Origin of the sequence: Sulfitobacter sp. G21635-S1 (assembly GCF_027213915.1) — a bacterium.
Lineage (GTDB): Bacteria > Pseudomonadota > Alphaproteobacteria > Rhodobacterales > Rhodobacteraceae > Sulfitobacter.
The window spans coordinates 23,545-39,575 of record NZ_JAPWGV010000028.1; the positions used below are offsets into that span (position 1 = coordinate 23,545).

Here is a 16,031-nt window from a genome sequence, read left to right on the forward strand (position 1 = left end):
TTGTTGTTGTCGTATTAGTTCCGTTTCCTGCTGACGATGAAGAAGAGGGTGACGATACCGACAGAGATCAGCAGGAAGACCGTCGATATCGCATTCATTTCAGGCGTCACGTTGCGCCTGAGCTGGCCAAGCATGTACGTCGGGAGCGTGTCCTGACCGGCCGATTTCACGAATTCGGTGATGACCACGTCATCCAGCGAGATGACAAAGGCGAGCATCAGTCCCGCGAGGATGCCGGGCCAGAGCAGCGGCAGCGTGATCCAGCGGAACGCCTGCCACTTCGTGGCGTACAGGTCCGCCGCCGCCGTTTCGAGCGAGAGGTCCGTCATCTCCAGCCGTGCCCGGATCGGCAGATAGGCAAAGGGGATGCAAAAGGCGGCATGGGCGGCGACCAGATAACCAAGGCCGGTGTAGCCGGTGGCAAGCTTGATGCGCGAAAAGAAGATCAGCAGCGCGACGGAGACCACGATTTCGGGCACCATCAGCGGCATGTTGAGGAAGGCATATTTGGCGTTCAGCCCGCGATAGGGCCGCGTGCGGGTGGTGGCCAGCGCCGCCATGGTGGCCGCGGCGGTGGCGATAAAGGCCGCGCAGGTCGCGATCCGAAGAGAACGCCATGCGGCTTCCAGCACCTGTTCGTTGTTCCAGGCAATAGTGAACCAGCGCAGCGAGAAACCTTCCCAGATGGCCACCGACGCCCCGGCATTGAATGCATAGACGACAAGCGCGCCGATGGGCAGGTAGAGCAGGAAGAAGCAGATCAGCGCGACAATCGGAAAGCCGGACTGATGCCTGACGTCGAAAGACCCTTTGTCAGCCATGGTTCTGCCCTCCACTGCGGGTGGCGACGCGGACATAGACCATCAGCGCCAGCAGGACGATGGCCAGCATTGTCATGGAGAGTGCCGCACCCAGCGGCCAGTTCCGCCCCTGCCCGAATTGCAGTTCGATCAGATTGCCCAGCATCAGGTTGCGCCCGCCGCCCAGCACGCGCGGCGTCACATAAGCGCCCAGGGTGGGGATGAAGACCAGGATCGAACCGGCAATGATACCCGGCCTGGTCAGCGGCACGATGACATGCCGCAGCACGTGCCAGCGGGTGGCGTAAAGGTCATAGCCTGCTTCGACGAGGCGGAAGTCGATCTTTTCCATGCTGGCGTAAAGCGGCAGCACCATCAGCGGGAAGTAGACATAGGCCATGCCCAGCAGAATCGCGAAATCGGTGAACATCATCTGGACGGGCTCACCGATCACGCCGATCTTGATCAGCAGGTTGTTCACGATGCCTTCGTTACGGATCAGCTCCTGGATGGCGAAGGTCCGGATCAGCAGGTTGGTCCAGAAGGGAATCGTGATCAGGAACAGCCATATCTCCCGTGTGCGGGCGGAACGTGTGGCGATGAAATAGGCGGTCGGAAAGCCAAGCAGCAGGGCGATCAACGTGGTCAGGAACGACAGCCGCAGCGACCGCCAGAAGATCGACAGATGTGCATCCGCAAAGGACAGCGTGTTGTCGAAGATGTCACGCTTGAGAAAGACGGAAAGCCAGGCGTCGGGCGAGAATTCCCAGATCACGTCGCCATAGGAACCGGGGGCGAGAAAGGAATAGACCAACACGATGGCAAGTGGCCCGATGGAGGCCAGCGCGATGATGACAAGCGCGGGTGCGGACAGAAGCCACCTGCCCCGGATCTCGCGGGTCTCGGCCTGTCTGGCGATGTCAGCGGCGGTTGCCATGATGCCTCAATCCTTCAGTATCTGTGCCGCGCCATCGTCGATCCTGATGCCGACGACCGTGCCGTTCTGTGGTGCGGCAGCCGCGCTGCGGCTGTTCTGGCGGCGCAGGATGAACTGCCTGCCCCCGTCGAGCCTGATGTGAAAATGCGTGTCGGTTCCGAAATAGACAGTGTTCTCCAACGTGCCGGTCAGATGGGCCTCCGGCCCCGCTTCGACGATCTGCGCATGTTCGGGGCGCACGACGATGCTGACCTGCCCCGAAGGCCGGAAGCCTTCGGCCACAAGCGCGGGAATGCGCTTGCCGCCCGGCAGTGCGACCTCCGCCATGCCATCGGCCGAGGACAGCACATCGGCCTGCATGAAGTTGGTCTCGCCGATGAAGTCCGCCACAAAACGCTCTGCCGGGCGGTCATAGATCTCGCGCGGGGAACCGATCTGCAGGATCCGGCCCGCCGACATGACCGCAATGCGGTCCGCCATGGTCAGCGCCTCTTCCTGATCGTGGGTGACAAAGATGAAGGTGATGCCGGTCTCATGCTGCAGGCGCTTCAGTTCGATCTGCATTTCCTTGCGCAGCTTGAAATCGAGCGCGGAAAGCGGTTCGTCCAGCAGCAACACCTTGGGCTGCGGGGCCAGCGCGCGGGCCAGCGCCACACGCTGTTGCTGGCCGCCTGAAAGCTGAGCGGTCTTGCGATCCTTCAACGCCTCAAGCTGCACCAGCTTCAGCATCCTGTCGACGCTGTCACGAATCTCCGTCCTGGAGCGTTTCAACATGGCGAGGCCGAAGGCGATGTTTTCGCTCACCGTCATATGCGGGAACAGGGCGTAGTTCTGGAACACCGTGTTGACGGGTCGCTTGAACGGCGGCAGGGCGGCGATGTTCTGGCCGTGCAGCCTGATGTCGCCCCCGCTCGGATAGCTGAAGCCGGCGATCAGCCGCAAAAGCGTGGTCTTGCCGCAACCCGACGGCCCCAGCAGGGTGAAAAACTCGTTCTCCCTGATCGCCACCTCGACATCGTCGAGCGCGGTGAAGGCACTGGCACCCGCCCCGTAGACCATGCTTACGTTGCGTACCTCAATGGCAAATTCGTCACTGGCTGAATGGGGCATCGTTCATTCCTCTCCTGATCCGAGGATGTCGTCCGGCTGGTCCGGAAACGGTGATTTCCGGACCAACTGGCTCATGACAGACCGTAGACTTCGGCAGCGTCTTCCGCGGTCAGCAGGCCCTGCGCGATCTCGCGTTTCAACACCTCACGATCCCGCTTTTTCGGATCGCCATAGCCGCCGCCACCGGCGGTCTCGATGATCAGCCTGTCGCCCTTCAGCAGTTCGGTATTGCCTTTCGATGGCAGGCTGAGACGTTTGCCATCCCGTTCGACCGTGAACCGCGAATGCTGACCACTTTCGCCGTCGAACAGGCCCCAGGGCGCGACCTTGAACCGGTCGGAATAGGAATTGAACGTCACATCGTCCGCGAGAATGCGATAGACCCGCCGGGCACCAAGGCCCCCGCGCCGCTCCCCTGCCCCGGCAGAGCCGCGCCGCAGCGAATATTCCTCGACCCGCATGAAAGGGTAATCGGTTTCCAGCGATTCAACCGGCACGTTGGAGCAATTGCCGACATAGCCGTCCACCACATCAGCGCCATCCGCGCCCGCCGAAGCGCCCCAGCCGCCACCGACGACCTCCATGTAGACGCGGTAGCCTTCGGGCGACATATGGCCCATGCCGATGGCGTTGGTCGTGTCGTGGCCCGAGGCGAGAACCTGGTTCGGCACCACCTCGGACATGGCCAGCATGATGACGTTATAGACCCGGTGACAGGCGTTGTTCCGGGCACGCACGGCACGCGGTTCGCTGGGGTTCAGGAAGCTGCCGTAAGGCACATTGATCGCACGGATCGGGCGATAAAGCCCGTCATTGACCGGGATGCGGCCGCCGCCCAGCAGGATGCCGATGGCACCGTAGGCCGCCGAAATGGTCGCCGCCAGGGGCGAGTTGATGATGCCCTTGGTCTGTGGCGCGCTGCCCTCGAAATCAAGCTCCAGCGCATCGCCGTCCACCTTGATCTTTACCGCCACGCGCAGCGGATCGGGGATAAAGCCGTTGTCGTCGACAAAATCCTCGGCCTGGTAAATGCCATCGGGGATGGCGCTGATCGCCTCGCGGGCCAGACGCTCGGAATAATCCTGCAGTTCCGCGGCGCCGGCCAGAACCGTCTCTTCGCCGAACCGTTCAAGCATCTCGATGAACCGTCCCTCGCCGGTCCGGTTGGCGGCGAACTGGGCATAGATATCGCCCATCACCTCGTTCGGCGGGCGCACGTTGATGCGGATGAACTGCTCCAGCAGACCATCGCCCATGTCGCGATGCACGTTGAAGCGCGACAGCGGAATCCGCAGCCCCTCGGAATAGACGTCATTGGCCGAAGCATTGGGCCCCGCAGCACCGCCACCGGTGTCGATATGGTGACCAAGCGAGGCACTGAAAGCGACCAGCTTGTCGCGGTAGAACACAGGCGTGAACAGGATGATGTCGTTCAGGTGCTGCGCACCGCTGTAGGGGTCGTTGGTCATCAACCCTTCGTCGGGCTGGATCGTGGACAGATCGAACTTGTTCGCAAAAGCCTCGAAGACCTTGCCGAAAGAGTTCATGTGGATCGGGCAGAACTGCGCCTGCGCGATGATCCGGCCATTGCGGTCCAGGAAAGAGGTCGAACAATCCCGCGCCTCGCGGATGATCGTCGAATAGGCGGAGCGGACCAGCTTTTCGCCCATTTCCTGCGCGATGCCGTGCAGCCCGTTGCTGATGATGTTGAAGGTGGCTTGCGTGAGTTTCTCGGACATCTGATTACGCCTCGCTTGTCAGGATAAGGGCGCCGGTGCGGTCGACCGTCGCGGTCCAGCCGGGCGGCACCAGCGTTGTCGCCGTCGGTTCTTCGATGACGGCAGCACCCGTGATCTCGGTGCCCGGCACCAGATCGCCGCGCCAGTAGTAGCTGCAGGGGACCGGCGCGCCGGCAAAGGTGATTTCCCCGGTATCCGCAGGCTGCGCATCGGCGGTCGGATCAAGGGGTCGGGTGAGCGAGGACATCACGTCGCTTTCGGTCGCGACAGAGGCTGTCAGCCGGAAGGTCACGATCTCGACCTCGCCCATGGAGGCGACGGCGCCATAGCGTGTCTCATGTGTCGATTTGAAGAGGCCCAGGACATAGTCCTTGCCCTCCCGCTCCAGCCGGTCTGGATCGACATCGGACAGCAGCTCGTAGCCCTGCCCCTTGAAGCGCATCTCAAGTTCGTATGCGAAGGCGATGTCCTGGGGCTTGCCGCCAAACTCGGCGAATTCGGCCTCCGCCTGCTTGCGGATGCGGTCGAAGGCGGCGCGCACGTCATCCGCGACGCTGTCGGTGACGCGCATCAGGTTGGTTTCGCGGTAGATGCGCTTGAGGTCGGCGACCAGAAGCCCAAGGGCTGAAAACAGCCCCGGATAGGGCGGCACAACGACACGTTGCGCCTTGAGCTCTGTCGCGGCGAGCGCCCCGATCATCGGCCCCATGCCGCCATAGGCATAGATCGCATAGCCCTTGGGGTCATGCCCGCGCTGCACCGACACAAGGCGGATGCCCTGGCTGACATTGGCGACACTGATGTCGATCATCGCCTGCGCCATCGCGTCGGCGGTTTCGTTATTGCTTGCGCCAAGGGCGGCAAGCGCCTCGGTTGCGCGTTCGGGCTGAAGCGTCATGCGCCCGCCCAGGAAGCGCTGCGGACGAATCCAGCCCAGTTGCACCAGCGCATCGGTCAGCGCGGGGTCGGTGCCGCCGTGGCCATAACATGCAGGCCCCGGACGCGCCCCGGCAGAGCGCGGCCCGACCTGCAGCATGCCACCCCCGTCGACCCAGCCCAGGCTGCCGCCACCTGCGCCGATGTTCGCGATGTCGATGCTCGGCAGGCCTACGGGCAGGCCATCCACCTCGGTTTCCGAGGTGATCTCGGGCGCGCCGTTGGCAATCAGGCAGATATCGGCGCTGGTGCCACCTACGTCCAGCGTGATGACATTGTCATCGCCAATGGCCTCTGCCATCCGCACCGCGCCGATGACACCGGCCGCCGGGCCGGAATTCAGCATCTCGACCCCACGTCCGTGTGAGCCGCTGCTGGGCAGCACACCGCCCGAAGACTGCATGATGAACAGGTTGCATCCGGGCGAACCGGCGTCGAGGTGCTGCTCAAGCCGTTCCAGATAGCGCCCGACCAGCGGCACCAGATAGGCCGCCATGGTGGTGGTCGAGGCGCGTTCGTATTCGCGGAACGTCGGCAACACGTCGGAGGACAGCACAACCGGCAGATCCGGCGCGCGCTCGGCGATGATCTCGCGCATGCGCTGTTCGTGCTGCGGGTTGCGGTAGGCGTGCAGCAGGCAGATGGCCAGCGCCTCCGGCTGCTCCTTTTCCAGCAGGAGATCCAGCGTCTCGATCAGGGCCGCCTCATCCAGCGGGGTGACGATCTCGCCCTTGGCATCCACCCGCTCGCGGGCCTCAAAGCTCAGGTTCAGCGGCACCAGCGGCTCGGGCTTGTGACAGGCAATGGCATAGACGTTCGGACGCAGCTGCCGTTGAAGCTGCAGCAGATCCTTGAAGCCTTCGGTGGTCAGCAGTGCGGTGCGGCACCCCTTGCGTTCGATGACCGCATTGGTCGCCACGGTCGAGCCGTGAAACAGGCGGTCGAGCCCTGAGAGGTCACCTTCCATCGCCGAGTTCAGCCCGTCCAGCACGCCGATGGAGGCGTCATGCGGCGTGGAGGGAACCTTGTGGCTGTGTACAACGCCACCTTCGATCCAGATAAGGTCTGTGAAGGTGCCACCAACCTCGATTGCCATTTTTACCATGTTTTCCGTCCTGTTTGCCGCATCCGGCAGAATGTAGTTTTCCTTTGGCGCGACACGCTGCGTCGCGCCCTGCGTGCTGGGCACGCCGGTGATTGTTCTTTGATCGGCATGTTCCGCCCCGTTCAGGCGACCGCACGAAGCGCCGCCTGTCCGGTCGGACGGCAGGTTGACCTTGAAAGTCCCCTGCCCGATCCCTGTGTTGAAATGATTATTGGTTAAATCAATTGATGCAAGATAATAATATTAACCGAATGTGTGAACTGATTTGACGAAATTAGGGTGCCTTGTTACTGAAGGTTCATTGCAGCATCCGGCACAACCGGCGAGCGTCTGATACGGTATATTTGTCAAAATAACTCTCATAGTTCGCGAAGTTTATTGATTTGCGTCAGCCAAATTCATGACGCTACCCTTCGCTCAACACGCCTGACGGGCGCAGACGCACAGACTCGGCAATGACCCGACCTGCCGCAGGCAGGTCACATCAGGGTCGTCAGACGGAGAAGATGATGCACAGAACCAGACTTTATATCGACGGCACCTTCACAGCCCCCGGGGATAACCGGCATTTCCCGGCGGTCGACCCCGCCACGGAAGAGACCTTTGCCGAGATCGCTGCGGGTCAGGCCACAGATATCGACCGCGCGGTGCGTGCGGCACGCCGTGCCTTTGATTCCGGGGCATGGCCCGGGATGGACGGAAAACAACGCGCCGGTGTGCTGCGCCGGATCGCGGAGGGCATTCGCACCCGGCTGTCCGAGATTGCCCTGTTGGAGGTTCGCGACAACGGCAAGCCGCTGCCCGAAGCGGAATGGGACGTTGGCGATGCGGCCTTTTGTTTCGACTATTACGCGGAGCTGGCCGAACAACAGGCGATCCAGCCGCCAGAGACGGTCGATCTGGGCGATCCGCGTTTCGAAGGCAAGATCCACCGCGAACCGCTGGGTGTGATCGGTGCCATCACGCCGTGGAACTTCCCGCTGCTCATGGCGGTCTGGAAGGTCGCGCCCGCCCTCGCCGCAGGGTGCACCATCGTTCTGAAACCATCCGAAATTTGCTCGCTGTCCTGCGAGGTGCTGGCCCAGGTGATCGACGCTGCCGGGGTGCCGCCGGGCGTCTTCAACCTTGTGACCGGCACCGGGCCTGACGCGGGGCAGCCGCTGGCCGATCATCCGCTGGTGGACAAGCTGGCCTTTACCGGGTCGGTCGCCACGGGCCGCAAGGTCATGCAGGCTGCCAGCGCCGGGATACGCACCGTCTCGTTGGAACTGGGGGGCAAATCGCCCTTCATCATCTTTGACGACTGCGACATTGACAAGGCCGTCGAATGGATCATGTTCGGCATCTTCTGGAACAAGGGAGAGGTCTGTTCGGCCACCTCGCGGGTTCTGGTTCAGCGCGGGATTTTCGACCGGCTGCTGGACCGGCTGCGCACCGCAGCGGAGGCGATCAGGATCGGGCCGGGGGATCAGCCGGGCGTCAAGCTGGGGCCGCTGGTGTCCAGGGGGCAATATGACAAGGTGCGTGCCGCCATTGATGCAGGTCGGCACTCCGGTGCGCGCCTGGTCACGGGCGGAGACCGTCCGGCAGGCTTTGATCACGGCTATTACCTGACGCCGACCATCTTTGCCGATATGCCAACCGATGCGGATATCTGGCGCGAAGAAGTGTTCGGCCCGGTCGTCTGCGTCAATCCCTTCGACACGGAAGAACAGGCGCTCGCATTGGCCAACGACAGTGCCTACGGGCTGGCCGGGGCGGTCATGTCGGACGACCTTGACCGCTGCGACCGCGTCGCGGCAAGGCTGCGCGCGGGGATTATCTGGATCAACTGCTCGCAACCGACGTTCACGCAGGTGCCCTGGGGTGGCTACAAGACATCCGGCATCGGCCGCGAATTGGGCCGCGCCGGGTTCGATGCCTGTTTCGAGACCAAGCAGATCACCCGCTTTGACCACAAGGAACATTGGGGCTGGTACCTCGATGCGCCGGATTGAGGCGGTGGGCCAATGACCAAAGCACTTGAAAGCCTCGCCACCGCGACCCGCACGCCCTATTGGACAGAAACGGCGGGGCCGCAACCGGATTGCCCGCCGCTGCAAACGGACACGCGCTGTGACCTTGCCATTGTCGGGGGCGGCTTCACCGGCCTCTGGACGGCGCTGGAGGCGCGCCGCCGCATGCCGGATGCGCGGATCCTGCTGGTCGATGCCGGGCGCTGCGGCAACGCCGCTTCGGGGCGCAACGGCGGGTTCTGCGCGCCGTCAATCTCGCACGGCATCGGCAACGCGATGCAACGCTGGCCGAAAGAGGCCGAGGCGCTGATCCGCCTTGGCATGTCCAACCTTGACGATCTCGAAGCGGATCTTGCGACCTACGGCATGGAGGTTGAGTTTGAACGCTCGGGCAAGCTGACCGTCGCCGCAACCCCCTGGCAGGTCGAAGGGTTGAAGGCGCAGCAGGCCCTTCGCCGCCGCTTTGGCAGCGAGTCCCATTTCCTCGAAGGGGATGCCCTGCGGGAACGGCTGGACTCGCCCGTCTATCATGCCGGTCTTTTCGAGCCGAATTATGCCCTGCTGAACCCCGGCAAGATGGTGGCGGAGCTGCGGCGCGTCGCGCTGGCCGGGGGGATCGACATCCATGAGGCCACCCCGGTGACCGGCATGGAAAAGCGGCAGGACGGGGTTGAGCTGATCACACCGGGCGGACGTATCGCAGCGCGGCAGGTGGTTCTGGCGACCAATGCCGCGCCGCCGCTCCTGCGCCGGTTGCGCAGCGCATTGATCCCGATTTTCGACTATGCCATCGTGACCCGACCGCTGCATGATTCAGAGCAGGCCGCCATAGGCTGGACTGATCGCTACGGGATTGCCGACAGCGGGAACCAGTTCCACTACCTCCGCAAGACGGCAGACAACCGCATCCTCTGGGGTGGTTTCGATGCGATCTATCACTTCGGGTCGCGCCGCGATGATGCCTTTCTGACCGAGAGCGGCAGCTTGGCCCGCCTTGCCGAAAACTTCGCCCGCGCCCTGCCCCCGCTGGCGGATGTGGAGCTGACCCATGCCTGGGGCGGGATCATCGACACCTCTGCGCGCACCACGTTCTTTGCCGGAACCGCGCAAGGCAGGCGCGTGGCCTATGCGATGGGCTTCACCGGACAGGGTGTGTCTGCCAGCCGGTTCGCGGCCCTGACGATGCTCGACCTGCTGCAGGGGCGCGAGACCGAAAGGACGGCCCTGCAAATGCTGCGTAGCAGGCCTTTCCCCTTCCCGCCCGAACCCTTCCGCTGGCTTGGTATCCGCCTGGCACAGCACGGTCTGGCGCGCGAGGATGCCACCGGGCGGCGATCCGTCTTCAACAGGACGCTCGACAGGTTCGGCGTCGGTTTTGACTCCTGAAAGGAAACCGCATGGCCCGGGCTCCCCGCCACGTTCTTGACTTCAACGATCCTTCTGTCACGGCGGTGGAAAGCACCGTCTCTGACCCCGCCATCGTCGACCAGCCCTACAGCGCCCGCAGCTGGCGTCATTTCCAGCGTCCCGAAAGCGGGGCCCTGGCGGGTATCTGGGAGGCCGAGGCGCATCTGGAACGCGTTGACTGCGACTATGATGAGCTGTGCCATTTGCTGGAAGGACGGGTGCGCCTGACCGATGCGGAGGGCGTCTTCCAAGAGTTTGGCCCGGGTGACAGTTTCGTCGTTGCTGCCGGGTTCCGTGGCACCTGGGAAAACCTGACACCCGTGCGCAAGGTCTTTTTCATCCTGCAGCCAAGGTGAGACCACAGGCAGGCCGCCCCTGCCGTCAGCCCATGAGCGACGGCAGGTACAGGCTGATGATCGGGAACGAAATCAGCAGCGCCAGCGTGATCAGGTCGACCGCGATGAACCAGCTTACCCCGCGGAAGATCGAAACCAGCGACACCCGTTCACCAAGCGCGCCCTTGACGATATAGACGTTCAGGCCGACCGGGGGCGTAACCAGTCCGATTTCCAGCAGCTTGACCAGGATGATGCCGAAGTAGATTGGCTCGATTCCCGCCTCTCGGGCCACGGGCAGGATGATCGGCATGGTCAAAAGCAGGATGCCGATGGAATCGAGAAAACAGCCCAGGATCAGGTAGAGCACGGCGACCATGGCGATCACGATCAGTTCGGTTGATCCGAGCGACAGCAGCGATTCCGCGATGAAACTCGGCACGCCGCTCAGGGTCATGAACTTGCCCAGCAGGGTTGTTCCGATCACCACCATGAAGATGCCCGCCGTGCTGGTCAGCGTCGCCAGACCGCTGCGGTAAAGCGACTGCCAGCTCAGCGCCCCGCGCGCGGCACCCAGCGCGATGGCCAGCGCCGCACCGATGGCCCCGGCCTCGGTCGGGCTGAACAGGCCGATGAAAATACCTACCAGAACCCCGACGATGATGGCTGGCAGCGCCCAGATCTCCCTTGCCGCGTCAAGGAAATCACGCCGGGTGAAGGTTTCGGAAACGGCGGGGGCCAGACGCGGGTTGAACGAACAGCGGATGATGATCATTCCGATGAACATGGTTGCCGACAAGAGGCCCGGCAGAAAGCCCGCCATGAAGAGCTTGGCGATGGAGACCTCGGCGAGGTAGCCGTAAAGCACCATCAGGATGCTCGGCGGGATCAGCGAGCCAAGCGTACCAGAGGCCGCGATGACGCCGGTGGCAAGGCCGGGGTCGTATTTGTAGCGCAGCATTTCCGGTGTGGCGATCCGGGCAAAGGCGGAGGACGTGGCCACGCTGGACCCCGAGGCCGCCGACAGCATCGCGCAAGCCCCGACGCTTGCCACAGCCAGCCCGCCGGGAAGCCAGGCCAGCAGGATGCGCATCGCCCGGAAAAGGCCCGCGGAAATCCCCGTCTCTGACGCGACGAACCCCATCAGCAGGAACATGGGGATCGCCGTCAGATTCCAGTCGCCGACAAAGTTGAAGGGCACTGCCGTCAGCATCCCCCAGGCCGCGCGCGCGTTCAGCAGCACGCCGATCCCCACGAAGGACACGAGACCCAGCGCGACCCCGATCTGCACGCGCAGCAGCAGCAGGATCAGGCCCGCGCCCAGCCCCAGAAATCCGATTGTCAAATTTTCCATTGCTGTCCCAGTTCAGGTCTCGGCGTCTTCGGGTGTGTCCGGCGACGGGTTGAAATCGGGGTCCGTCGCTGCCTGCCACGCGTTCGCGACAACCATCAGCAGCGCCGCGGCAAATCCGATGGGCAGGGCCAGCTTTGCCGGCCAGATGGTTACAAAGACCGCTCCCATCATCATTTCGTTCATGTTGAAAGACCGCAGCGCATCCGTGCCGGTCTGCCAGGCCAGAAAACCAAAGAAGGTTGCCGTGATCAGGTAGCCGGCCACGAGCACACAGCGCTTCAGCATTTCCGGCAGCATTCGGTAAACCAGATCCACCGCGATGGGCTCTTTCTTCAGCTCCACGAAGGCCAGCGGCAGAAACACCACCAGCACCATGTGATAGACCGAGATGATCTCAAGATTGCCGGGGATCGGGCGACCGGCCAGATTGCTGGCCAGCACGTCGATCACCGTCTGAAGCATCATGAGAAACAGGCTCATGATCGCAAGGGCGGCCAGAACGATGGCGAGACGTCTTATCCAGCGCAAAAACATCCGCTTCTCCTCTCTGGCCGCCCCTTGTTCCCGCTGCTCAGTTCACGCCGTAGCGGGCCACATCGACCTTGCCATAGATCTCGTCCTTGAAGACCTTTTGCAGGGCGGCAGTATCGCTGCGGTCCACATCTGCCAAAAGACCCTCCCATTTGTCATAGACCGCGTTGAAACGCGCGATCAGGTCTTCGGCGCCTTCGACATTCAGCCTGCCCGCCACTTCTGCCGCCATCGGTGCCACCTGCTCGGCGACAAAGCTGTCCAGAGAGGCCTGCAGATCTTCGCCCGGTTCGTGGACAGTCACACCGTGATCCCCGGCCTCGGCAAGCGCCTCGTCCACGGATTGCTCAAACGCGGTGGTCATGGTGACCAGGTTGTCGGAGATGCTGTCGACCAGCAGCTGCCGGTTCGCTTCCGACAGGCCCGACCAGGCCGGCTGGTTCATCGCGTATTGCCACCCGGCGAAATACTGCCCCAGGTCCAGCAGCGTCACCTCCTTGGCCACATCCCAAAGCGAGCGTGACTTGAGATCGTTGGGTGAATTGGCAGCACAGTCGAGCTGACCCTTTTCCAGCCCCGTGAACATTTCCGACGATGGCACGTTCACCGCAGCCGCATCCACCGAGGCCGCCCAGGCCGCATGAATCGGGCTGGGCATCCTGATCTTCTTGCCCGCGATGTCATCCAGCGTGACCACGGGAGAGGTGCACATCAGCGCATAGGAGGGCGAGGCATAGCTGCCCAGAAAGACAACACCCTGCTGGCGGAACATCTCCTGCATCTGGTCATCGTTGAGGTAGAAGTCTGCGACAGCCGCCGTCAGGACCATGCTGTCGTTGAACGAAATTCCCAGCGCCGCCAGAACGTTGTCCGCCGGAAGGTCAGAGGGCGTATAGGTGCCCGCGTGATAGGTCATGTCGACGATCCCGTCGCGCAGGCCGGACAGGTGGGCACCCGGCGGAAGCACGGAATCGCCTGTATAGACTTTCAGGCTCAGTTCCCCGCCCGATTTTTCCTCAAGCGTCCGGGCCAGGGCCTGATAGCCGTCCGTCACCAGCGGGTAGGTGTCCGGGAACCAGATGCTCGCGGTGATCTCCTGCGCCGAGGCCGACAGGGCCGTGACGCTGCACAGCCCGGCAAAAAGGGCTCCTGCAAAGTGTTTCATATCTCTTTCCTTTCCCTGTTATTCGCGCATCGCGCATGTCAGACCGGTCGTGTTGTCCCGACCGTGCGGTTCTTTTTCGTTGCCCCACCGGACGTGGTCCGGCCGGATTTGGTTGCCTTGCACCGGGCCGCCCGACGGCAGGACCGTCCCGGCCCTAACCGGTCGCCAGCCCTGCCAAAGGCCACTGCGTCAATAAAGTCTGGATCTGCATCTGGCCTTCTCTGGGCGTGCGGCACCCGGACCGATTGATGCACGATCATTCCCTAGGCGTGACGTTTCCGCGGAACGCTGCTTTTGGATTTGCCTGTCCGGCTCTCCCCCGAGCCAGTGATTGGTCTTGACTTGCAAAAAAGATTATTCATTAGTCATATTCACGCAAGATAAAAAAATTGCTGAAATATGTTAGTTCAATTGTCGGTTTAGGGGTGATTATGCTTAATTTGACAGCACTGAACACGTTCCACGAGGTCGCCCGCAACGGGGGTATCGCCGGAGCGGCTTCGCAACTCAATGTCACCGACGGTGCCATCCGTTACCAGATCAGACGGCTGGAAGAGGATCTGGGCGAACTTCTGATCGTGCGCAGCAAACGGACGCTCACGCTGACCTCGGCGGGTCTGTCATTGTTCGAACGGCTGAACCACGCCTTTCAGGACATGGAACGGGCCTGCCAGTCCCTGACATCCACCTCCGGCATGGACGGCGAGTTGAACATCGCCTGCGCCCCTGCCTTCGCAGGCTCGCGGCTTCCTTCGGTGATAAAGGCATATTGCCAGCAGTATCCGCTGATGACTGTGCGGGTCTTTCCCGTCGGCATGGCCGACGACAGCATGGATGTGGTCATTTCCTATGGGGAACGCCCAATGCCCGGCATGCGCGAGGCGATCCTGCGGGACGAGATGTACTTTCCGGTTTGTCGGCCAGAGCTGAAATATGAGTGGAATATCAACAGTCCCGACGACCTGGTCCATTGTATTGCGCTCCACGCCGATCAGGGGGCGGACTGGATGCGGCTGCTTTCCATGGCGTCACCCAAGACATTGCAGTTCGCCCAGCAGATCTATTTTCCCAACGCCGGTGTTTCGTTGCAGGCAGCGCGGCGGGGCTGTGGCGTCGCGGTGGGCACCTCGATCCTCTGCGCCGACGATCTGCGCAGCGGCACGCTGGTGAAGCTGTTGGACATCGAGGTCCCTGCGCCAAACCCCTATTTCGTGATCCAGCCCGGGCAGTCCGAAAAAGAAAGTGCCGAGCGATTTGTCGAAACCCTCTGGGCCGAAGTCGAAAAAGCCTAGGGCAGCGATATGCTCGCTTTGGCACGCCTTGGAAGACCGGGCAGTTCAACGGTTGCCTGTAATAGCGCTCGGGCAAATCAAGACGATTGCTGAAGCAACCGTCTCTCCCAATTAAAGCGGGACGAATTTCATCGGCAGGCTTCGGAACCCGCGCAGGACATTGTTCAGTTCGAACTCGGGTTCGCCTACTTCGATGCGCGCAACCTTTTCGACCATGACCTGCAGGATCGACCGCATTTCCAACCGGGCAAGTTGCGCACCCATACACATGTGAATGCCGTGGCCAAAGCCGACGTGGTCAGACACCTTGCGTTCCACATCAAACCTGTCGGGCTCCGTCCAGCGCCGCTCGTCGCGGTTGGCAGAGGCATAGAGGATCAGCACGCGTTCGCCCTTCGGAATAGTTACCCCGTCGACGTCGTAGTCTTCTTTGGCATAACGGGTAAAACCACGGATCGGACTTTCCAGCCGCACGGCCTCGTTGATGGCGTTCGGGATCAGCGCGGGATTGGCGCGCAGCTTTTCCCATTGGTCCGGCGCTTTGCCCAGTTGATGCATCAGATGCCCGGTTGCAAAGATCGTCGTATCGAGACTGGGTGCGATATAATCGCGCGTGAACATCGGCACGAGCGCAGGATCAATCGAACCTTGGTCCACCGCTTCGAACAGTCGCGCCACCCAGCTTCCCGGACGCACTGTATCGCGTCTGACATCATCGGCGCAAAAGGCCCGCAACTCCATTATGGTTGGAAAGGCATCCTCGGCGCGGGCATTGTCACCGCCCAGGGCGTCAAAGGTCGCCGCTGCCCATTTGAGCATGTTCTGGCGGCCGAATTCCGGCAGGCCCAGCAGTTCAGACACGATCGTCAAAGGCAGGATCTGTGCCAGGTCGGTCATGCCGTCAAATTCCTTGCGCTGAACGAGGGTGTCGATCATCTGCTGCGCGGTTTCCTGGATGCGTGGTTTGACCTCTGCAAGGCCGGTCGGCATCACGGGTTGGGAAATGACCTTTCGCAAGGGCCGGTGTTCTGGCGCATCCGTCATCAGGATATTGGGCGTAGTGATCGCATTCAGACGCGGGTTGGCCGCCACGCCCTTGCTTGAGATCAGAATGTCATTGGCAGCTAGGGCGGCGACAGCATCGTCAAACCGGCCAATCGCCCAGAGATCGTTTTCCGGAAGCCAGACCGCCGGTGCCGTGTCGCGGATCTTTTGGTAAACCGGATAAGGATCGCGGATGACATCATCGGCATAGAGGTCGGTGTCGACGCTCGGACGGGTCGCCTGGATCATTTCTGTCATTCG

The 16,031-nt window shown here is 62.2% G+C and carries 13 protein-coding genes; 4 read left to right on the top strand and 9 right to left on the bottom strand.

Annotated elements, in window-relative coordinates; all coding sequences use genetic code 11:
* Positions 1-14: 14 nt before the first annotated feature.
* The 5 genes from O4H53_RS21830 to O4H53_RS21850 all read right to left on the bottom strand — a co-directional run bounded on the left by O4H53_RS21830 (position 15) and on the right by O4H53_RS21850 (position 6,627).
* Entirely contained in the window at positions 15-821 is an 807-nt protein-coding gene (locus O4H53_RS21830) for an ABC transporter permease (protein ID WP_269367175.1), read from the bottom strand.
* Positions 814-1,737, bottom strand: a complete 924-nt coding sequence (locus tag O4H53_RS21835; protein WP_269367177.1) for an ABC transporter permease — start codon at positions 1,735-1,737, stop codon at positions 814-816. The genes O4H53_RS21830 and O4H53_RS21835 overlap by 8 nt, the downstream gene beginning before the upstream one ends.
* A gap of 6 nt (positions 1,738-1,743) precedes the next feature.
* The gene (locus O4H53_RS21840) at positions 1,744-2,847 is read right to left on the bottom strand and encodes an ABC transporter ATP-binding protein (protein ID WP_269367179.1); all 1,104 of its coding nucleotides are present in this window, start codon (positions 2,845-2,847) and stop codon (positions 1,744-1,746) included.
* A gap of 71 nt (positions 2,848-2,918) precedes the next feature.
* On the bottom strand, positions 2,919-4,586 hold the full coding sequence (locus O4H53_RS21845) for a hydantoinase B/oxoprolinase family protein (protein WP_269367181.1): 1,668 nt from the start codon (positions 4,584-4,586) through the stop codon (positions 2,919-2,921).
* 4 nt (positions 4,587-4,590) lie between these two features.
* Positions 4,591-6,627 carry a hydantoinase/oxoprolinase family protein gene (locus O4H53_RS21850; RefSeq protein WP_269367183.1) on the bottom strand — a complete coding sequence of 679 codons (2,037 nt, stop codon included), beginning with the start codon at positions 6,625-6,627 and terminating at the stop codon, positions 4,591-4,593.
* Between the two features lie 509 nt (positions 6,628-7,136).
* On the opposite strand from O4H53_RS21850, the gene O4H53_RS21855 reads away from it, so the two are divergent.
* Genes O4H53_RS21855 through O4H53_RS21865 form a run of 3 tightly spaced genes read left to right on the top strand, consistent with a single transcriptional unit; the run spans position 7,137 to position 10,405 of the window.
* Positions 7,137-8,624, top strand: a complete 1,488-nt coding sequence (locus O4H53_RS21855) for an aldehyde dehydrogenase family protein (RefSeq protein WP_269367184.1) — start codon at positions 7,137-7,139, stop codon at positions 8,622-8,624.
* A 12-nt stretch (positions 8,625-8,636) separates the two neighbouring features.
* A complete protein-coding gene (locus tag O4H53_RS21860) occupies positions 8,637-10,028 on the top strand; it encodes an NAD(P)/FAD-dependent oxidoreductase (RefSeq protein WP_269367185.1) in 1,392 nt (463 codons plus the stop codon).
* 11 nt (positions 10,029-10,039) lie between these two features.
* Positions 10,040-10,405 (top strand): cupin domain-containing protein, encoded by a 366-nt coding sequence (locus O4H53_RS21865; RefSeq protein ID WP_269367186.1) that lies wholly within the window; start codon positions 10,040-10,042, stop codon positions 10,403-10,405.
* Positions 10,406-10,430: 25 nt separating this feature from the next.
* On the opposite strand, the gene O4H53_RS21870 is transcribed toward O4H53_RS21865, so the two are convergent.
* The 3 genes from O4H53_RS21870 to O4H53_RS21880 are packed head-to-tail and all read right to left on the bottom strand — an operon-like array spanning position 10,431 to position 13,434.
* Complete coding sequence (locus tag O4H53_RS21870) at positions 10,431-11,738, bottom strand: TRAP transporter large permease (RefSeq protein WP_269367187.1); 1,308 nt, start codon at positions 11,736-11,738, stop codon at positions 10,431-10,433.
* 12 nt (positions 11,739-11,750) lie between these two features.
* On the bottom strand, positions 11,751-12,272 hold the full coding sequence (locus O4H53_RS21875) for a TRAP transporter small permease subunit (protein WP_269367188.1): 522 nt from the start codon (positions 12,270-12,272) through the stop codon (positions 11,751-11,753).
* Between the two features lie 37 nt (positions 12,273-12,309).
* Entirely contained in the window at positions 12,310-13,434 is a 1,125-nt protein-coding gene (locus O4H53_RS21880) for a C4-dicarboxylate TRAP transporter substrate-binding protein (protein WP_269367189.1), read from the bottom strand.
* 431 nt (positions 13,435-13,865) lie between these two features.
* On the opposite strand from O4H53_RS21880, the gene O4H53_RS21885 reads away from it, so the two are divergent.
* A complete protein-coding gene (locus O4H53_RS21885; RefSeq protein WP_269367190.1) occupies positions 13,866-14,726 on the top strand; it encodes a LysR substrate-binding domain-containing protein in 861 nt (286 codons plus the stop codon).
* Between the two features lie 111 nt (positions 14,727-14,837).
* Here O4H53_RS21885 and O4H53_RS21890 read toward each other — a convergent pair whose 3' ends face one another.
* Positions 14,838-16,028, bottom strand: a complete 1,191-nt coding sequence (locus O4H53_RS21890) for a cytochrome P450 (RefSeq protein ID WP_269367191.1) — start codon at positions 16,026-16,028, stop codon at positions 14,838-14,840.
* Positions 16,029-16,031: the final 3 nt, after the last annotated feature.